This is a genomic window from Bacillus sp. AR13-1, from assembly GCF_008042285.1.
In the GTDB taxonomy this organism is placed as follows: Bacteria; Bacillota; Bacilli; order Bacillales; family Bacillaceae_G; genus Bacillus_A; species Bacillus_A mycoides.
Genome location: NZ_QNUA01000004.1, coordinates 70,229 through 93,444 on the forward strand (window position 1 = coordinate 70,229; position 23,216 = coordinate 93,444).

Sequence of the window (23,216 nt, forward strand, 5' to 3'; positions counted from 1 at the left end):
AGATGGGAGACGTTATAGATATATATGGATTATCACCTTTGCAAAAAGGAATATTGTTTCATACTTTATACGATCAAGATGATGAACATTCTTTTTCCTACATTGTACAAGTAGGCTTCTTGCTCGGGGGGCAATTGGATGTTGCTACTTTTGAAAAGGCTTGGGAATATGTTATTCATCGACATGAAGTTCTACGCTCAGTATTTGTGTGGGAGGAAGTAGAAAAACCTCTGCAAGCAGTTTACCAACGTCTTCCTTTTACTATTCATCAAGAGGATTGGAGTGCCCATTCGCATGAGGAGAGGGAGAAGAAATTACACCAGTTTTTGACTGCAGATCGTAGAAAAGGATTTTTATTGGATGAAGCACCGTTGATGAGAGTCACTGCGATTAAAGAAGCAGAAGAGGAAACGAGAATCATTTGGACACATCATCATATTTTGCTAGATGGGTGGAGTGTGTCATTGGTCTTTAGTGAAGTGATGGAAGTTTATCTCAAGATGATAAAGGGAGAATTGTTGAATCTTCCTAAATCTCTTCCTTATAAAAAATATATCCAGTGGATAAATAAACAAGATCAAAGTCAAGCAGAGGAATTTTGGACAGAAGAATTAAAGGGGTTTTATGCACCTACGCCATTAGCGATGGAAAGAAAGGATCAAGAACAGGAGAAGGGCTATGGAGAGTGTGTTTATCAGATATCTGAGGAACTCACTGAGAATTTACAAGAGTGGGTACGAAATAGTCGATTAACATTGAATACGTTAGTACAAGGCGCATGGGCCTATTTGATGAGTAGGTATAGCGGTGAAAGTGACATCGTATTTGGCATAACTAGCTCTGGACGTCCTACTGATTTGATAGGAGCAGAGAATATGGTAGGTCTATTTATTAACACATTACCTACGAGAATTCAATTAACGGATGATACATCAGTAGTAGATTGGCTTCGTAAAATACAGATGAAAGAAATGGAACGAAGACAATATGAGCATAATTCGTTGGTTGATATTCAAGGGTGGAGTGAGGTTCCGCGGAATAGTTCCTTATTTCATACCTTGTATGTGTTTGAAAATTATCCAATTCAAGGTAAGAGAAATGATGATTTAAGATTACTAGATGTTAAAAGCGCGGAACAAACAAATTATCCTTTAACACTCATTGTAATGCCCGGTAAGAAAATTACTTTAAAGTTGATGTATGATCGAAGCTATTTTAATGAAAAAACAATAAATCGGATTCAGGGTCACTTATTGCAAATATTAATTCAGATGACGAAGAGCTTAGATTCAAAACTCTTTGAAATTACTTATTTAACAGTGGAAGAGCAGACACAGTTACTAGAGGAATGGAATAATACTCAAGTAAAATATTCAGCTGAAGGCATGATTCATACGGTGTTTGAGGAGCAAGTCAAGAAAAATCCAGAAGCAATCGCAGCAATGTACGAAAATGAACAAATTACCTATAGAGAGTTGGATGAGCGTGCGAATCAGCTAGCACATTATTTACAAAAGCGTGGTGTAGGTTCAGAGTCTCTAGTCGGGGTATATATGGAACGTTCATTACAAATGATGATAGCGTTATTAGGTATTCTAAAATCAGGAGGGGCGTATGTTCCACTTGATCCTACTTATCCAGAGAGTCGGCTTCGTTATATATTAGAGGATGCTGGAATCGAAGTACTAGTGACGGAAGAAAATTCAAAAAATTTATATATATCTGAATGTGTTGAAACGATTTGTATGAATAAAGATTATACTGCAATTAAAAAAGAAGAATCAATCCCATGTATAAGTGGTGTAACAGGGAGAAGTTTAGCGTATGTTATGTATACTTCAGGATCTACAGGTAATCCAAAGGGAGTGATGATTGAGCATCATTCAGTAATCAATTACCTAGAATGGATGCAACATAAATATCCACTTTCTGAAAAGGATGTGGTCTTGCAGAAAACCCCATTCTCATTTGATGTATCTGTTTGGGAGTTATTTTGGGGTATTCACGTTGGAGCAAGTATATCTTTCCTACCTCGAGGTGGAGAAAAAGATCCTTCTATTATAGCTGAAGTGATTAAAAAACATCAGGTTACTATAGTTCAATTTGTACCTTCGATGTTATCTGTTTTCTTAGATCACTTCAATCATATTGAATTGAACATGAATTGTTCGTCCGTACGCCATGTATTTTCTGGTGGAGAAGAACTAAGTTCAGGGTTAGTTAGACGATTTCAACAGAAATGGAATTATAGTGGACAAGTGAAATTAACCAACTTTTATGGACCAACTGAAGCCACTATTTATGTAAATGCATTTGATATTCAGCCTAATCAAGAATTTGTTTCTATTGGGCAGCCAATACAGAACACGCAATTATATGTATTAGACCAAAATCAACGCTTGCAATCAATAGGAATTGAGGGTGAGTTATATATTGGTGGTGCTGGTTTAGCACGTGGATACTTAAATCGTCCGAATCTTACTGCTGAAAAATTCGTTTCGCATCCATTTCGATTGGGGGAACGACTATATCGAACAGGAGATTCAGTAAGATATCTAACTGATGGAAATATAGAATTTATAGGTAGAATGGACCATCAAGTAAAAATGCGCGGTTTTAGGATTGAATTAGGAGAAATTGAAGCGACTTTAGAAAAATGTTCGTTTATTAAAGAGGCTGTCGTATTAGTTAGAGAAGACCGTCCAGGTGATCAACGATTGGTTGCATATGTAATAAGCGATGGAAATACCCAAGAGTGGAGAGAGTATTTACAAAACCAATTACCGAATCATATGATTCCAGCTCACTTTGTAGAGTTAGAACACTTCCCGCTTACTCCGAATGGGAAAATTGACCGAAAGGCCTTGCCAGCACCTGATGAGCAAGCTATTGGAGATTTAAATGTTCTACCTCGGACGCCATCGGAAGAGCTTATTGCCTCGGTTTGGGGTCAAGTGTTAGGGACAGAAAATATTGGTATTCAGGATTCCTTCTTTGAAAGTGGTGGGCACTCACTACTTGCTACTCAAATCGTCTCTCGATTGCAAGAATTGTTCCAAATCAAAATCCCATTACGTGAACTTTTCAAGCACGATACAGTGGAAGCATTAGCGAAACGAGTAGATCAGTTGCGCAAAGAAGATAAAAAACGAGAGGTTCCACCCCTTGTACCTATGACACGAGAAGAATCTATTCCACTTTCCTATGCGCAGAAACGTCTATGGTTTATTGAACAATTAATGCCAAATAGTGCGATGTACAATATTCATGCAGCGTGTCGCTTAACAGGTAAATGGTCAATTGAAGCATTGGAATCCGGATGGAATCAGTTGTTTGAGCGTCATGAATCATTACGAACGATAATTCTAAAACAAGAGGGTGAACCTTTTCAACAGGTTCAATCTCATGTATTCAGACATATCTCTCAAACGGATCTAACAGATCTCTCTTTAGAAGATAGGGAAAGAGAAATGAAACGGCTCATTCAAAACGAAGCGGAGGAACCATTTCATTTTGGACAAGGTCCTCTAATTCGAGCACGAATATTGAAAGTGGACAGAGAAGAATGGGTTCTCCTTTGTACGATGCATCATATTATTTCAGATGGATGGTCAATGGGAATCTTACTTGAAGAATGGATGGCTTTTTATGAAGGAGAACTAAGCGGAAAACCGGTCGAATTGAAGGAGTTATCTATCCAATATGCAGACTTTGTCATGTGGCAGAAGGAATGGCAAAAAGAAGAGAATTTGGATCAGCACCTTCAATATTGGAAGGAAGAATTATCTGGGGAGCTACCGGTTTTACAATTACCGATGGATCGTCCGCGACCTGCGGTTCAAACCCACCGTGGTGCAAGTCAGTCCTTAACGGTGGCGAATTCCCTACAGGAAAAGCTCAAAGATTTAAGTCTGCAAGAAGGATGCACTTTATTTATGACATTGATGGCAGCGTATCAAAGCTTCCTTTCTCGTTATACAGGACAAGACGACATCTTGGTTGGAAGCCCAATTGCAAATCGAAATGTTAAAGAGATTGAGGGATTAATAGGTTTCTTTGCAAATACGTTGGTTTATCGAGCAGATTTCAGTGAAAATCCGACGTTCCAAGAACTTTTGTCGCAGGTACGAAAAAAAGCACTAAAAGCCTACGAGTATCAGGACATTCCATTTGAGAAAGTGGTGGAATCTGTAAAACCGGAACGGAATACAAGTCATTCACCGATATTTCAAACCATGTTTACTTTACAGAATACGAAACAAGCGTTTCCTCAGCTATCTGAAAGAAACATGGAACTCATGGAAAGTCATGCTTCTGTTGCGAAATTTGATTTGAGTTTATTTGCTTCTGAGACGGAAGAAGGATTATCGCTAACCTTTGAATACAATACTGATTTGTTTAATGATACAACCATTGAACGCATGGCAAGTCATTTTGAACATTGGTTAAATCAAATTGTCTCTCATCCAAAATATTTATTATCTGAACTGAATATGTTATCGAAAGCAGAATATAAGCAATTACTAGAGGAATGGAATGAATCAGGTGTTGTAGATATACAAGAAAGCACGATTCATACATTGTTTGAAGAACAAGTGAAAAAAACACCAGAAGCAATTGCAGTAGTGTGCGAAGATGAAGAACTAACATATCGAGAGTTGGACGAACGCTCGAATCAGCTGGCACATTATTTACAGAAAAATGGTGTTGCATGCGAATCATTGGTTGGGATTTGCGTTACACGTTCATCCGAGATGATTGTCGGCCTCTTAGGAATTATGAAGGCAGGAGGAGCATATGTCCCAATTGATCCAGCGTATCCGGAAAGTCGACTGCAATACATTTTAGAGGATGCTCAAATAAAGGTACTGGTGACACAGGAAAAGTTACAACAAAAAATGGTTATAACTAAATCCGTTGCCGTGATTTGTATTGATCGTGATCGAGAAGAAATAGAACAAGAAGTAACTACAGTGTGTACCAGTGAAGTGACGGGCGATAATTTAGCCTATATTATCTATACTTCAGGTTCCACTGGAAATCCAAAGGGGGTAATGATTGAGCACAGGAATACAGTAACAATGATTCATTGGGCGCATCACACATATTCCCAAAAGGAATTAGCGGGAGTATTAGCTTCAACTTCGCTATCCTTTGATCTATCCGTTTTTGAAGTGTTTGTTCCCTTAACGATGGGTGGTAAGGTGATTGTCGCTGAAAATGCTCTACATCTAGACAAGTTGTCTACCAAGGGTGTGACTTTGGTCAATACTGTGCCATCGGCAGCGAAGGAACTGGTTCGCGCAAAAACAATTCCTTCTTCGGTAAAGGTGATGAATTTGGCTGGAGAACCATTACCATATTCACTCGTTCAAGATTTATACGAGAGAAGTACGGTTGAGAAGGTGTACAACCTATATGGACCGTCCGAAGATACTACGTATTCCACATATATGGAATTAGAAAAGGGTGTCATGTATAGGGTACCACCAATTGGTAAACCAGTCTTCAATGCAGAAGTATATGTACTGAGTGCTGAACAAAAAATGGTTCCAATTGGTGTAGTTGGTGAGCTTTACATTGGTGGATCAGGATTAGCACGTGGATACTTAAACCGTCCTGACTTAACGCAAGATTGTTTTATACCGCATCCGTTTAAAGAAGGAGAGCGAGTATACCGGACTGGAGACCTAGTAAGGTATCTGCCAGATGGAAATTTGGAGTATCTTGGCCGAATCGATCATCAGGTAAAAATTCGTGGGTTCCGGATTGAACTAGGAGAAATTGAAGCGACATTGCAAAAGCATACATTAGTTAACGAAGTTCTTGTGATGGTGCGGGAAGATTATCTTGGTGATCCACGTTTGATTGCCTATGTTGTGGGAGATGGGGATGCTCATAAGTGGCGTGATTATCTCAAGGACCAGCTACCAAATTACATGATTCCAGCCTATTTTGTCGGATTGAATGCATTTCCACTCACTCCAAATGGAAAGATTGATAGGAAGGCCTTACCAGTACCAGAGAGACAGGAGATAGTGAGGGGGTATATTGCTCCCCGTACACCTACGGAAAAAACAATCGTTTCAATATGGCATCAAGTTTTAGGAGTAGAAAATATTGGAGTGCAGGATTCGTTTTTTGAAATAGGTGGGCATTCATTACTTGCTACACAAGCTGTTTCCAATCTTAAAGAGGCTTTTGGAATCGAGTTACCATTGCATGATCTATTTACGTTTCATACGGTGCAACAATTGGCAAAACAGATTGATCAATTGTTCTATAACAAAAATCAAGAAATACAGAATGATAGTAAGGAGAATGTAAGTCTTCAAGACTATATTCAAAAAGAAGCAGAAGTGAGTAATGATGAAGAATTACTTGAACTACTTAAGCAATTAGAAGAGCTATCAGAGGAAGAAGCACAAGGAATATTCGAGAGTAATTTAGTTGAGGAAGGGGTAAAAAAATGAGAAGTGATTTACATGCAAAGCTGAGTTCACTTTCTCCTGAGAAAAGAGCTTGGCTTCAGAAGAAAATGCAAAAAAAGGAGAATAAAGAAGCACTTCCGTTGTCTTATGCACAACAACGTTTGTGGTTTATGGACAGATTTAACCCAAACAGTTCTTTATATAATATTCCAACTGTATGGCATCTAAAAGGAAATTGGATTCCTGAAGCATTAGAAAAGGGATTCAATCGACTCATTGAACGTCATGAATCATTACGAACCGTTTTTAAAGAAGTAGGAGAACAACCTGTACAACAAATTGTCGAATTCCTTCCTAGAGCATTACCCGTAAGGGATTACTCGCAACTTCCTCTAGAAGTAAAAGAAAAAGAGGTAGATAGTTTAATTGCGAGAGAAGCGCAAGAACCATTTGATTTAATGAATGGCCCTTTAATTCGTAATCAGCTTGTTCAATTAGGAAAGGATGAATGGTTATTACTATGTACGATGCATCATATTATTTCTGATGCTTGGTCCATCGGTATACTTATGAATGAATTACTTACTTTCTATGAAGAAGAAACGGGCGGGAATCCTGCTAAATTAAGTTCACTATCCATTCAATATGCAGACTTTGCGAAGTGGCAAAAGGAGTGGTTGCAAGGTGATGTGTTAAATCGTCAACTTACGTATTGGGAGGAAGAATTGTCTGGGGAGCTTCCTATATTACAACTGCCAGTGGACCGACCTCGACCGGTTACGCAAACTTACGCTGGGGATACGCATCACGTGATTTTTCCTTATAGATTACTCAATCAATTAAAGGATATAAGTCGACAAGAAGGATCTACCTTATTTATGACTTTAATGGCTGCATACCAGAGCTTTCTTGCTCGTTATACGGGGCAAAAAGATATTCTAGTCGGAAGTCCGATTGCAAATCGGAATCATAAGGGAGTAGAAGGATTAATCGGTTTCTTTGTTAATACGTTGGTTTACCGATCAGATTTGAGTGGCACCCCTACTTTTCGGGAGATTTTGAACCAAACAAAGAAAAAGGCGTTAAAAGCTTACGAATATCAAGATATACCATTTGAAAAAGTGGTAGAAGCTGTGCAACCTGAACGAAGTATGAGTCATTCTCCTATCTTTCAGACCATGTTTACACTACAGAATATAAAACAAGAACGACTAGATTTGTCTGGTAGAAGTATCGAAATGGTAGAAAGTAATATGTCTATTGTAAAATTTGATCTGAGTTTAACTGCCTACGAAGTGGAAGAAGGTCTATTTGTCTCATTTGAATACAACACGGATTTATTTGATAGTAGTACCGTTGCACGTATGGCAGGCCATTTTGAGAACTGGTTAAATGAAATCGCGTATCATCCAGATGAATCATATACAAAGCTGTCAATGTTATCGGACACAGAGCAGAAACAACTCCTAGAAGAATGGAATGATACTGACATAGTTTATGGTCATGAGTGTATGATTCATGAGCTATTTGAGCAGCAAGTGGCACGTACACCTGATGCAGTGGCGGTAGTTTATGAGGGTGGAAAGTTAACGTATCAAGAACTCAATGAAAAATCGAACCAATTGGCACATTATCTACAAAAACGAGGTATAGGACCTGAATCATTGGTTGGTATATGTGTTGAACGCTCTCCTGATATGATTATTGGTCTCTTTGGGATTTTGAAAGCAGGAGGGGCTTATGTCCCACTGGACCCAAGTTATCCAGAAAACCGCCTGAGATACATTTTAGAGAATTCACAAATTCAAGTGCTGTTAACAAACGAGGCACTACAGGACTGGTTACCTAAAGATATTCAAGCAATTTGTTTAGACCGGGATCAAGTAATGATTTCTAAAGAGAGTAATTTGGCTCCGGTAAGTGGAGTAACTGCAAATAACTTAGCCTATATCATATACACTTCGGGTTCGACGGGAAATCCGAAGGGAGTAATGATTGAACACCATTCGGTTATCAACCGCCTACAGTGGATGCAGAAAAAATATCCATTATCTGAGGAGGATACAATTCTACAAAAGACACCGTTTTCGTTTGATGTTTCTGTCTGGGAATTATTTTGGTGGTCATTTGTAGGAGCACGTGTTTGTTTGCTTCCACCAGGAGGAGAGAAAGATCCTGCGGTGATTGAGGAGTATATCGAACGATATCGTGTGAACACCATTCACTTTGTTCCGTCGATGTTATCTACTTTCTTGGATTATATGGAACAATATAATTCGAAAAGGGATGTAGCGTCTTTAAATCAGGTTTTTACTAGTGGAGAAGCATTAAATACTGAACAGGTTCGCCGCTTTAAGGGGGTATTTTACGATGTTCAGCAAACAAAGTTAATTAACTTGTATGGTCCTACCGAAGCGACTGTGGATGTGACTTATTATAATTGCGATTTAGAAAAAGAACCTATGCTTATTCCAATTGGTCGTCCAATTGATAATACAGAGTTGTATGTGTTAGATCAACATCAACAGGTGGTACCGATTGGTGTGGCGGGGGAACTTTACCTTGGAGGAGTAGGATTGGCACGTGGCTACTTCAATCGACCAGAGTTAACTACTGAGCGTTTTATTCCGCATCCCTTTAAGGAAGGGGAACGATTATATCGAACGGGTGACCTGGTGAGATATATGAATGATCGTAACTTGGAGTATATTGGAAGAATAGATAACCAAGTCAAAATCAGAGGATTCCGAATTGAACTGGGAGAAATCGAAGCAGCTTTACATGATCACTCATCTGTAAAAGAGGCTGTCGTGTTGGTGAAGGAAGATCGACCAGGAGATAAGCAGTTAGTAGCCTATGTAGTGGGTGAAGGGGATACTGGAGAGTGGCGTGAATATCTTAAGAAGCAATTGCCACATTATATGGTTCCGGCATACTTCTTCCAAGTTGAAGGGATGCCACTCACTCCAAATGGTAAGGTGAATCGGAAAGCTTTATTGGAATTGGAGGCACAGTTCATAAGTGAAGATATTACTACTTCATCACGAACACCAGTAGAGGAGCTCATTGTTTCCGTATGGGGCCAAGTGTTAGGTATAAAAAATATAAGTGTTCAGGATTCTTTTTTTGAGATTGGTGGTCACTCGCTGCTAGCTACTCAAGTAGTTTCACGCTTACAAAAAATCTTTCAAATCGAATTACCGGTACGTGAACTATTTGAGTATGCAACGGTGGAGTCACTGGCAAAGCGATTAGATCAGTTACGTAAAGGAGATAGAAAACGAGAGATTCCGCCACTAATGCCGATGGAAAGAGGGGAAACTATTCCGCTCTCTTATGCCCAACAGCGCTTATGGTTTATCGATCAATTTACACCTAATAGCGCCCTTTACAATATGCCAATGGTATGCCGCCTTACAGGGAGTTGGCTACCTGAGGCATTGGAAAAGGGATGGAATCAGCTCATAGAGCGTCATGAATCATTGCGGACTGTCTTTCATGAAGTGAACGGTCAGCCCGTGCAGCAAATTGAACCGTATGCTTTTCGATCAATTCCGAAAACGGATTTAACTATGCTTTCTCCAGAAGACCGAGAAGAAGAAGTTAAACGTTTGATTCAACAAGAAACAGAAGTGCCATTTGATTTAACAGAGGGCCCACTAATCAGGACAAGTATTTTGCAAGTGGGAGAGGAAGAATGGATTCTCCTTTGTACTTTACATCATATCATTTCAGATGGATGGTCAATGGGAGTCCTACTTGAAGAATGGATGGCATTCTATGAGAAAGCTACGGATGGAAAGATAGCAGAACTTGAACCATTACCGGTTCAATATGCCGACTTCGCTCAGTGGCAAAAAGGATGGCTGAAGGCGGAAGTGCTTGATCAACAACTCCAATATTGGAGGGAAGAATTGTCTGGGGAGCTTCCTGTACTCCAACTTCCTATGGATCGCCCGCGTCCCGCAATACAAACTCATCACGGGTCGACATACACCCTGGTTCTGCCAAGCACGCTACATGACAAATTAAATGAATTTAGTCGTCAAGAAGGGGCTACACTCTTCATGACCCTGTTAGCTGCATATCAAAGTTTTCTATCCCGCTATACGGGACAAGAAGATATTCTGGTCGGAAGTCCAATTGCTAATCGAAATTATAGAGAAATTGAAGGACTTATTGGTTTCTTCGTCAACACCTTGGTATATCGGGCTAATCTAAGTGGTAGACCGACATTTCAGGATGTTCTGTCTCAGGTTCGTCAAAAAGCATTGAAGGCGTACGAGTATCAAGATATCCCTTTTGAAAAAATTGTGGAAGTTGTACAACCAGAGCGGAGTACAAGTCATTCGCCAATCTTCCAGACTATGTTCATCTTGCAAAATATGAAACAAGAGTTCCCGGTGTTATCTGGTAGAAGTATTGAAATGATAGAAAGCCATAGTCCAATCGCAAAGTTTGATTTAAGCGTAATGGTAGCTGAGACGGAAGAGGGATTACTTTTTACTTTTGAATACAATAAGGATTTATTCAATGCCACAACTATTGAACGGATGGCAGGGCACTTTGAGAAATGGCTACACGAAGTTTCCCATTACCCGCAAAATCCGTTGCATAGTCTGAGCATGCTATCGGAACCTGAGCGTACTTTGTTATTAGAAACATGGAATGACACTGTAATGGAAATGCCCCCACAGGGTCTTATTTGCGACAGATTTGAGGAACAAGTAGCAAAGCGTCCTGAAGCGATTGCGGTAGTTGATCAAACAAAAGATTGGACTTACGGTGAACTGGATGCACAAGCAAATCAGTTGGCAAATGTTTTACAGCGAAAAGGAGTTGCTCCAGAGTCAGTCGTGGGAGTTTATCTTCCGAGGTCGGCTGAGCTCATGGTAAGTTTACTAGGTATATTAAAAGCTGGTGGAGCTTATGTCGTTTTAGATCCGTTGTATCCAAAATCAAGGTTAGAATACATGATTGAAGATGCAGGAATTCAATTTGTAGTGACGGCGGAAGGACAAGAAGGCCTTTTCGAACAGGTCGAAATGGTGAGGTTAGAAGAGTTAACAGTGGAAAGCGTAATCGCACCTACACGGCAGATAAATCCAGAGAACTTAGCTTACATTGTCTATACCTCTGGTTCTACAGGAAAGCCAAAGGGTGTCATGATTGAATATCGCTCATTAATGAATATGGTTTCTTGGCATCAAGAAGTTTATCGTATTACAGCAGAGGATCGTGCGACTCAGATTGCAGGGATTGCTTTTGATTCGGCTGTCCAGGAGATTTGGCCGTATCTAACTGCTGGTGCAGCACTCTACTTGTCAACGGAAGAACTGAGAATTAATCCAGAAGCACTAAGAGACTGGCTCATTGATTCGCGAATAACAGCTAGTTTTGCACCTACGCCTATTCTGGAAAGACTCTTGAAATTATCTTGGCCAGGTAAAACGGATCTTCGTTTTATCATTACCGGCGGGGATCAATTAACGCAGTATCCATCTAACGATATTCCTTTTGCGGTAATCAATCAGTATGGTCCATCGGAAAATACCGTTGTTACCACGGATTGTTATGTACCTGTAGGAGTGACAACAGGTACGCCATCGATTGGTCGACCGATTGCGAATACAGAAGTTTATGTGTTAGATTCTCATCTTCAGCTAGTACCAAGTGGTGTGATTGGAGATCTCTATATTGGAGGGAAGAGTCTTGCTCGTGGATATGCTAATCGTCCGGACCTTACAAAGGAAAAATTTATTTCGCATCCATTCAAGTCAGGAGAGCGTCTCTATTACACCGGAGACAAAGCAAGTTATCTTTCTGATGGTGCTCTCCAGTTCCATGGTCGTATAGATGACCAAGTGAAAATTCGTGGTTTCCGGATTGAATTGGGAGAAATAGAAGCAGTTTTGCAGGCACATTCTTCTGTGAAAGAAGCGGTTGTATTGGTACGAGAGGATGATCCAGGCGACAAGAGATTAGTAGCTTATGTAGTTGGTGAAGGAAGTGTCCAAGAATGGCGAGAGCATCTACAAACACATTTACCAAATTATATGGTCCCAACAAACTTTATTGAGATGGAATTTTTACCACTTACACCGAATGGAAAACTTGATTTAAAGGCATTGCCAATACCTAGCAAATTATCTACTGAAAATACCGTTCACGCACGAACTCCGCTAGAAGAACTTATCGCTTCAGTGTGGAGTCAAGTGCTAGGAATAGAAAATATAGGTGTTCAGGATTCTTTCTTTGAACTTGGTGGTCATTCTCTACTTGCTACTCAAGTGGTTTCACGTTTACAAGAAGTCTTTCAAATAAAACTACTGGTGCGTGAACTGTTCGAGTATTCAACGGTGGAGGCACTGGCGAAGCGATTAGATCAGTTACGTAAGGGAGGCAAAAAACGAGAAACTCCACCATTGATGCCGATGGAACGAGGAAATGCCATTCCACTTTCTTATGCTCAACAGCGCTTATGGTTTATCGATCAATTTACACCTAATAGTGCACTTTATAATATGCCGATGGTATGCCGTCTTACAGGAAATTGGTTACTAGAAGCATTGGAGTTGGGATGGAATCAGTTGATAGAGCGTCATGAATCATTGCGGACAGTATTTCATGAAGTGGACGGTCATCCTGTGCAGAAGATTCAACCGTATACTTTCCGTTCCCTTCCACAAATTGATTTAACTAAGATTTCTCCAGAAGAGAGAGAAAGAGAAGTGGAGCAATGGATTCAAACTGAAGTCGAATCCCCATTTGACTTAGAGCAAGGGCCATTGTTCCGTGGACAAATCGTGAAAATTTCAGAAGAAGAATGGGTTCTTCTGTGTAATATGCATCATATTATCTCGGATGGATGGTCGATGGAAATCTTGCTCCAAGAATGGATGGTATTTTATGAGGAGGCGATTGGTGAAAAACCAGCAGAGCTCGCACCATTACCAGTTCAATATGCCGATTTTGCTCAATGGCAAAGGGATTGGTTAAAAGAGGAAGTACTAAATCAACAGCTTGCATATTGGAAGGAAGAACTGTCTGGTGAGTTACCAGTCTTAATGTTGCCGATGGATCGTCCCCGTCCTCCGGTACAAACCCACCATGGATTAACTCATAATGTGTTGTTGTCACGCTCATTACTGGATAAATTAAACGAACTTAGTCGTCAAGAAGGGGCAACGCTTTTCATGACCTTATTGGCATCTTATCAAAGTTTCCTTGCCCGTTATACAGGACAATCAGAGATTCTTGTTGGAAGCCCAATTGCGAATCGAAATTATCGAGAGATTGAAGGATTGATTGGTTTCTTTGTCAATACGTTAGTCTATCGGGCTGATTTAAGTGGCGCACCGGCATTTAAAGAGTTGTTGTCTCAAGTGCGGATAAAAGCATTGAAGGCATATGAGTACCAAGATGTTCCGTTTGAGAAAATTGTGGAGGTTATCCAACCTGAACGAAGTACAAGTCATTCTCCGATTTTCCAAACCATGTTTACTTTGCAAAATACGGGACAAGAGCTACCACAGCTACATGGACGAAGTATAGAAGTAATGGACAGCCACGCTTCAATCGCCAAATTTGATTTAAGTTTAACTGCCGCAGAAGTGGAAGAGGGCTTATTGCTTACTTTTGTTTATAGGACTGATTTATTTGACAGTTTAACTATTGAATCCATAGCTGAAAATTTTGGAAACTGGTTGAATTTAATCGTGGAACATCCTGATAAATCATTAGCTAAGTTGCCGATACTGTCAGGATTACAGCAAAAACAGTTAGAAGAGTGGAATAATAATGCTGTAGCATATCCACAGGAATTTGGGATTCATCAGCTTTATGAAGAGCAAGTAAATCGTACACCTGACGCGGTGGCAGTGGTAGATGAAAACCAGCAGTTAACCTATCGAGAGCTGAATGAAAAAGCAAACCAATTGGCACATTATCTCCAGAAATGTGGGATTGGGAGCGAGTCATTGGTTGGTCTCTGCTTCCAGCGTTCAGTTGAGATGATTGTCGGTCTCATGGGGATCTTGAAAGCTGGGGCAGCCTATGTTCCATTGGATCCATCGTATCCAGAAAGTCGCCTACGATATATTCTGGAGGACACAGGGATTCAAGTATTGGTCACGAACGAAGCATTAGAAGGTTGGATAACTGAAGAAATCAAAACAGTTTGTTTGGATCGGGATAAAGCGATGATTTCGCGAGAAGGCACCCTTTCACCAATATGTGAAGTGACAGGAGAAAACTTGGCGTATGTAATCTATACTTCGGGATCAACAGGGAATCCGAAGGGAGTTATGGTAGAGCATCACAATGTGATTCGTTTATTTAAATCGACGGAATGTTGGTATCAGTTTGATGAAAAAGATACTTGGACGCTTTTCCATTCTTATGCGTTTGACTTCTCGGTATGGGAGATTTGGGGGGCATTACTCCATGGCGGAAGATTGATTGTTGTTCCTTACTGGATTAGTCGATCGCCCAAGGATTTCTATCAACTGTTAGTAAAGGAAAAGGTTACGGTTCTTAATCAGACACCATCCGCATTTCGACAATTGATACAAGTGTGTGAACAAGAAGATGAGAAGAAAGACTTGCATCTGCGCTATGTCATATTTGGTGGGGAAGCACTCGATCCTACCAGCTTGGTACCATGGTTTCAAAGGTATGGAGGGCAGAAACCACAGTTAATTAATATGTATGGAATTACAGAAACTACCGTTCATGTTACGTATTATCCAATTACTCAAGATGATGTGCAGTATGCTTCAAGAAGTAATATAGGAAAACAGATTCCAGATTTAGAAGTGTATGTACTAGACGCTTGTCAACAACCTGTGCCTATTGGCGTAGCTGGCGAACTATATATTGGTGGAGCAGGACTTGCACGTGGATATTTAAACAGACCCGAATTGACTGCAGAGCGTTTCATTCCTCATCCATTCAGTAGTGACCCAGGAGCGCGATTATATCGGACAGGAGACTTAGCGAGATACTTACCTGATGGAAATCTGGATTATCTTGGGCGGATTGATCACCAGGTGAAAATCCGTGGTTTCCGAATTGAGCTCGGAGAAATTGAATCTGCTTTAAACGCACATGTCTCCATAAAAGAGGCTGTTGTAATTGTCCGAGAAGATCAGCCGGGTGATAAACGGTTGGTGGCATATGTCGTGGGTGATGGGAATGTAGGCGAGTGGAGAGATTATCTCAAGGCGGAACTACCAAGCCATATGGTTCCTTCAGGATTTGTGATGATGGAAGCCATTCCACTAACTGCTAACGGAAAAGTTGATCGTAAGGCCTTACCTGTACCAGAGGAGAGGAAAATCGAAAGTGAATGTGTTGCCACGCGGAATGGTAACGAAGAAACACTGGCCACCATTTGGAAGCAAGTATTAGGGATTAAAAAGGTGGGAATCCATGATAACTTCTTTGAAATTGGTGGAGACTCGATTCTCAGCATTCAGATTGTCTCTCGTGCGAAGCAAGCAGGTTTGCAATTGTCGCCAAAGCAAATGTTTGAACACCAAACGATTGCTGAGTTGGCGCAAGTAGTCAATGAAGAACGGGGTGTACAAGCAGAGCAGGGAGTTGTAACTGGAGAACTGATCCTTACACCAATCCAGCAATGGTTTTTTGCACAAGATCATCCAAACCCACACCATTGGAATCAATCCATGTTTTTTAGAACAAAAGAGCGACTGGATATAGTATTACTGGAGAAAGCTGTGCGTACCCTTCTAATCCATCATGATGCCTTGCGTTTAAGATATGAACGGTTACCGAATGGAGCTTGGAAACAGCGGAACGAAGGAATCGAAGAACAATCGACGCTGACCGTTATTTCATTAGAAGAAGTGCCGCAAGCAGAATGGCATCAAGTGATTCAAACGGAGATTGACACTGCACAAGCAAGCTTGCACTTACACGCAGGGCCGCTAATGAGAATGGTGTATTTTGATGAAGGTGAGAAAAGAGCCGGCCGATTATTCTGGGTGATTCATCACTTAGCAGTGGATGGTGTTTCTTGGCGGATTTTACTAGAGGATCTGCAAACGGCGTATAATCAAGCGAGCCAGGATCAGATGATCCAATTACCTACAAAGAGTACATCCTTTAAAGCGTGGTCGGAGAAATTGCATCATTACGCTGAAGCTGGGATTGTGCAAGAAGTGCGTGATTATTGGGAGCAGCAATCCGAACAAGAAGTGGCTATGCTACCAGTGGATACCACCCTCGAAGTTCCAGCAAACACAGGAACCGAGGAGATTACCGTGGTGCTGGATGAGAAAGAGACCCGTACGTTATTGAAAGAAATTTCAAGCACTCATCGTGTTCAAATCAATGAGGTACTATTGACAGCATTGGTACAGGCTACGGCAGCATGGACAGGTCATCCGGCGCTGACCGTGGATTTGGAGGGGCATGGTCGGGAAGAGATTATCGAAGACGTTGACCTATCTAGAACTGTGGGGTGGTTTACAAGTATTTATCCTGTTCACTTAAATATTACCGGTGCCGACACGCCAATTGCAGCATTAAAATTAGTTAAAGAACAAGTGCGTAAAATTCCTAATAAGGGTGTTGACCATGGAATTTTGCGGTATCTGAACACAACAATGTGTGAGAAATGGGGGTCTCAACATACACCGTCTATTAGTTTTAACTATCTTGGACAATTTGACCAAATGTTTTCTGACGATGCAATGCTTATTCCGGAGAACGGATTTAAGCGCTTAGATCATGCTTCTGGTTCCAAGCGCTTGCATTTAATCGATGTAATTGGAATTGTAACGGATGGGAAACTTCAGTTCACTTGGGTATACAATGTAGGACAATTCGCGAAATCAACGATAAAAAGTATTGCAGAGAATATGCTCCATCAACTAAGTAAATTGATTCAATCTGCGGATGGAGAATCTGCACTGACCGTTTCAGATTTTGTGATGGCTAATCTTGACCAAGCCAGTTTGACAAAAGTATTATCCAAGATGAATTGTGGAAATAATTATCAGATTACCGATTTATATCCACTATCGCCTTTGCAAGAAGGTATGATTTTCCATACATTGCATGACCAAGGGGATGAACATGTAGCGCCGTATATAGTGCAATTAAGTTTCATGATTAGAGGAGAATTGGATATTGTAACTTTCGAACAGGCGTGGAAATCGGTAATTCAGCAGCATGAAATTTTCCGCTCATCTTTCCTTTGGGATGAAGTTGAAGAGCCTTTACAAGTGGTGTATGAGAGTGTTCCATTTAAGGTGAATGTAGAAGATTGGCGTACGCTGACTGCTGAAGAAAAAGAGGAGAAAAGAAAAGCCTTTTTGGCATTGGATCGAAAACAAGCCTTTCTTTTTGATGAAGCGCCATTGATGCGGGTGACTGTCATTCAAGAAGGTGAGGAAGAATATCGGATTGTTTGGACACATCACCATATTCTGTTGGATGGATGGAGCCTACCACTGGTCTTTAACGAATTGCTTACAGTGTACCAGAAGAGAATGAATGGAGAAGCCGTGCATTTACCTAAGTCATCGCCATACAAGAAATATATTCAATGGCTAAGAGAGCAGAATCAGGATCAGGCGGAGCAATTCTGGAGAGAGAAACTTAAAGGTTTTACAGCTCCAACTCTGCTGGGTTTAGAAAGTAAAGAGCAAGAAAAAGGTTACACAGAGAAGGTAACTTATTTATCAGAAGAGCAAACCCAAGCGTTACAAAACTGGGCGAAGCGCAATAGGCTCACTTTGAATACGGTAATTCAAGGTGCGTGGGCGTATCTCATGGGCCGGTATAGTGGAGAAGATGACATTGTCTATGGTGTAACTAGCTCAGGACGCCCTACTGAGATTATTGATGTTGAAAACATTGTAGGTCCTTTTATTGCCACATCACCGACGCGAATTCAGTTGATAGATAATATAAAAATAATGGATTGGTTGCAGAAGATACAAGAGGAAGAGATAGAAAGAAGACAATATGAATATGCTTCTTTGACAGAGATTCAAGGATGGAGTGAAGTTCCTAGAGGAACCCCACTGTTCCATAGCTTGTATGTGTTTGAAAACTACCCAGTGAAAGAGGAGTCCTCAGGAAATCTAGAAATTGGTGAGTTGGAAGGAGTAGAGCAAACTCATTATCCATTAGGATTGACAGTTGTCCCAGAAAGCCAGTTGTTGTTAAAGTTGAAGTATGATCGTAGCAAGTTTAATGGTCTCACTATTGAACGGATGCTGGGGCATTTAAGCCAGGTGTTTAAGCAAATGATCGAGAACGTTGATCAAACTCTGTCGGAGCTGGTGTATGTTACGGAAATAGAACAGAAACAACTACTGGAAGAATGGAATGATAATGCAGCAGCGTATCCACGTGAGAGTGTGATCCACAAACTGTTTGAAGATCAAGTGGATCGTACACCTGATGCGGTGGCAGTGGTAGATGAAAATCAGCAGTTGACGTATCGAGAGCTGAATGAGAAAGCAAACCAATTGGCCCATTATCTTCAGAAATGTGGGATTGGGACGGAGTCATTGGTCGGGCTTTGTTTCCAACGTTCAGTTGAGATGATTGTCGGTCTCATGGGAATCTTGAAAGCTGGATCAGCCTATGTTCCGCTGGATCCATCGTATCCAGAAAGTCACCTACGATATATTCTGGAGGACACAGGAATTCAAATATTGGTTACGAACAAAGTATCACAAGGTTGGATACCTGAAGAAGTTGAAACAGTTTGTTTGGACCGAGATCAAGCAATGATTTCGCAAGAAAACACCCTTTCACCAATATGTAAAGTAACAGGAGAAAACTTGGCGTATGTTATCTACACTTCAGGTTCGACCGGGAATCCAAAAGGGGTTATGGTGCAGCATCATTCGGTATTAAATCTATCCTATGGTTTACAGAAAGAGGTTTTTTCACATCGGGCACATGATAACATGCGCGTTGGTCTAAATGCCTCAATCGCCTTTGATTCATCCGTTAAACAATTACAAATGCTTTTGTATGGTTCTAGTTTATATATTATTTCAACAGAAGTTCGCAGTGATCCTCAAAAGTTTGTATCTTATATTCGGGAGAATAAGTTGGAAATGTTTGATATAACACCTTCACTACTCCAATTACTCATAGATGAGGGGTTGTTAGAAAAAAACGATAGTGTTCATGTTCCAAGCAAGGTACTGGTCGGTGGAGAAGCGATTATGCCATCACTGTGGGAACAACTAGTAGAGAATGACCATATCCATTTTTATAATGTATATGGTCCTACGGAATGTACGGTTGATGCGACATGCTATCGTATCAAAAAAGATAGTAAGAGAGTAACCATTGGGCGTCCGTTGCCAAATGTTCAAGCCTATGTATTGGATGAGAAGTTGTTACCTGTTCCAGTTGGTGTAACGGGTGAACTTTATATCGGTGGAGCAGGCCTAGCGAGAGGATACTTGAATCGTCCAGAGTTAACGTTAGAACGTTTTATTCCTCATCCATTTAATGAAAGGGAACGGTTATACCGGACGGGAGATCTAGTCCGCTATTTAGCTGATGGCCATTTGGATTATCTGGGAAGAATCGATAATCAAGTGAAAATTCGAGGATTCCGGATTGAGCTTGGAGAGATTGAAGCGAATTTAGAAAGTCATCCATCGGTGAAAGAGGCTATAGTCTTGATAAGAGAGGACCAACCAGGAGATCGGAGAATGGTTGCCTATGTGGTGGGTGAAGGAAGTATGCATGAATGGCGTGAGCATCTCAAGAGGCAAGTACCGAATTATATGATTCCTGCACACTTTATTGAGGTGGATGCGATTCCGCTTACAACAAATGGGAAGGTTGATCGAAAGGCACTGAACAGCTTAACGATTCAAAGAGAAAGTACCTTTTCTACACCAATCATCCCACGGGATGAAATCGAGTATCAGCTGATTACAATCTGGCAGGATTTGCTACAGTTAGAAGATATCCATGTAAACGATGATTTCTTCAATATAGGAGGTCACTCTCTCCTTGTAATCAAATTGATTTCAAAGGTCAGAGAGAAATTTGGAAAAGAGATTAAGGTGCCCGCACTAATTAAGAATCCGACAGTGGAAGGAATCGCTTGTCTCATCCGTGAGAATCATCGTATGGAAGAATCATTATCGGTTCTGGTTCCATTACAAGAATCAGAGAAAAGACCTTTCTTCTGTGTTCACCCATTTATGGGTAATGTACTCTGTTACATTCAGCTAGCAAGGTTACTCAAGGATCACTGCTCATTTTATGGTCTACAGAATCCTCTCGTAGAGAAAGAAGGAATGAACGGGTTGATTTTATCGGAAGTAGTGCAACTCTACATCGAGGAAATGAAGCGGGCTCAGCCAGAGGGGCCGTATCGTCTGGGAGGATGGTCTCTGGGCGGTGCAATCGCCTATGAAATCGCAACTATGCTACGGAACCAGGGAGAAGAAGTTGAGGTGTTGGTACTATTGGATACCAAGGTGCCTTCAGAACGGGATTACAAGACAGAGGATGAAATGCTATCTTATATATTGGAGCATTTCATCCATATAGAGCTAGTGGACCAGGAAGAAGAGCTTGTTCATCAACAGGACATGCTTGTTGAACAATTAATTGTGGAAGGAGTGCTCCCGCCTGATGCAAATCTTACGAATTTGAAGCAAATTATCAATGCTCACAGGAAATGTCTGAACTTAATGGCAGAGCATGATTTAACACCATATTTTGGGGAAGTTATTTACTTTAGTGCTGAGGAAGGTAAAGAATTGTTTACGGATTGGAAGCCTTTATTAAAAGGAAGAGTGAATATGTATTCGGTCCCTGGATCACACGAAGAAATAGTAGCTTCCCCCGCAGTTGAAAAGTTAGCTAAGTATCTACTAAATGAATTAGAAGGAATAAAAGAGACATCCCTTTCGCTAACGGAAAAGTAGAGAGCACAAAAGAGGCAACTTTATAAACAAACATTGTTATTATTAAAGTTGTTATTTGTGAGTAGTAGTGTAAATAAAGAGAGCAGTCCAATAACTGCACATCAAGTGTAGGAGATTATGTATATATATATCAAGAGCATTACTTTTTAAGGGGCTTGCTTGATAGGGACATAGAAACATATATGAGTTGTTCATAGTATGCTGTAAATTCTCTGAAGTTTTTGTACCAGAAGCGAATGCTTTGATGATATTGCTGAGGAAAGGTGTATATTTTCATTGATATGTAAATATGCACCTTTTCTATTATATTTGCACTTGAATAAATGCAAGTTAGAAAATGAAATTGAATTTCTATAACGTATACATAGGAAGAAATCCTTTTAAAAAGGAAGTGATTTATCATACAAATTCATGCTGTGAAAATACCAAAAAATATTGAAAATCATTTGTTTAATCAATTTAGTAACTTGATTTCAAATGAGAAGAGAGAACGAATGAAGCGTTTATTAAATTTATGTGATATTAATAGGACTTTGATAGGAGATTTATTAATCCGTTCCCTAGTTTGCCAAAAATATAAAATGAATAATGAAGAAATTAAATTTATATATAATGAGTACGGAAAACCTTTTGTTCAAAATTTTTCTGACTTTCACTTTAATATTTCGCATTCAGGAGAATGGGTGGTCTGTGCCACTGCTAATTCTAATGTAGGTATTGATATTGAAAGAGTTTCAGACATAGAGGCTCTTAAATTAGCAAATGAATTTTTTTCAGAGGAAGAATTTTATGATTTATCTAATATGAATTCTGATGAACAAATCAATTATTTTTTTGATTTATGGACATTAAAAGAAAGCCATATAAAAATGATTGGTAAAGGACTTTATATCCCGTTAAATTCATTCTCTGTAAAAAAAGAGTCACGAACTTTAATTTCATACACGAATATACCTCAAAACTTTTACTTTAGACAATATAATATTGATCCAAATTATAAGATATCTGCTTGTGCAACACGTGATGAATTACCGAATGAGATAATAATTAAAGACTTTTATACAATTGGCCAAAATATAAACAAATTTTAAAGTAAGGAGAAAATCTATGAATAAGACTAAACTTTTTTGCTTTCCACATGCTGGTGGCTCTGCGTTTAGTTACTCAAAATGGAAAAATTACTTTAATCCACATATTGAAGTAGTTCCAATAGAGTTAGCCGGTAGAGGATATAGAATTGAAGAAAGCCTGTACCAGAGTATGGAAGAGGCTGTAAATGATGTCTACAATAGTATAGTCAAGCAACTAGATAATTCGCCCTATATTTTATATGGGCATAGCATGGGAAGCTTGATTGCCTATGAATTAGCTAGAAAAATACAGGATTCTAATAATGTATTGCCTGAATTTCTTGTTTTATCCGGTAGAAATCATCCTAATAGTAAGATAAAAAATATTCGACATAACCTACCCGATGAACAATTCAAAAATGAAGTTATTGCAATGGGGGGAACATCAACCGAGGTACTACAATCAGAAGAATTAATGGGAATTTTTCTCCCCATTCTAAGAGCAGATTTTAAAATTGTAGAGACATATATCCATAACAACAATATACGAGCATGTGACATTGATTTTCTTGTATTGAACGGAAAAAAAGATGAATTAACTACATATGATGAGGTGAAAAAATGGAAACAATACACAAGTAAATCGTGTACCTTCAATTCATTTGAAGGTAATCATTTCTTTCTAAATGAAAATATTGAAGAAATAGCAAGTGGTATTATAAGAAAGTTAGAATCTAAAAGATTTTCAACTAGTTTTTAGAATATTT

General features: G+C 39.8%; 4 protein-coding genes. All 4 read left to right on the forward strand.

Translation table 11 applies throughout. From position 1 onward, the window contains the following. The first annotated feature begins 2 nt into the window (after positions 1 to 2). Positions 3 to 6,473: a non-ribosomal peptide synthetase gene (locus DN408_RS01710; RefSeq protein WP_147739942.1), complete on the forward strand. Its 6,471-nt coding sequence runs from the start codon at positions 3 to 5 to the stop codon at positions 6,471 to 6,473. After that, positions 6,470 to 21,379, forward strand: a complete 14,910-nt coding sequence (locus tag DN408_RS01715) for a non-ribosomal peptide synthetase (protein ID WP_078178491.1) — start codon at positions 6,470 to 6,472, stop codon at positions 21,377 to 21,379. Before DN408_RS01710 ends, DN408_RS01715 begins: the two co-directional genes overlap by 4 nt. A 416-nt stretch (positions 21,380 to 21,795) precedes the next feature. After that, positions 21,796 to 22,470 (forward strand): 4'-phosphopantetheinyl transferase family protein, encoded by a 675-nt coding sequence (locus DN408_RS01720; protein ID WP_003192751.1) that lies wholly within the window; start codon positions 21,796 to 21,798, stop codon positions 22,468 to 22,470. A 16-nt stretch (positions 22,471 to 22,486) separates the two neighbouring features. Continuing rightward, the gene (locus DN408_RS01725) at positions 22,487 to 23,209 is read left to right on the forward strand and encodes a thioesterase II family protein (protein ID WP_003192753.1); all 723 of its coding nucleotides are present in this window, start codon (positions 22,487 to 22,489) and stop codon (positions 23,207 to 23,209) included. Positions 23,210 to 23,216 lie beyond the last annotated feature (7 nt).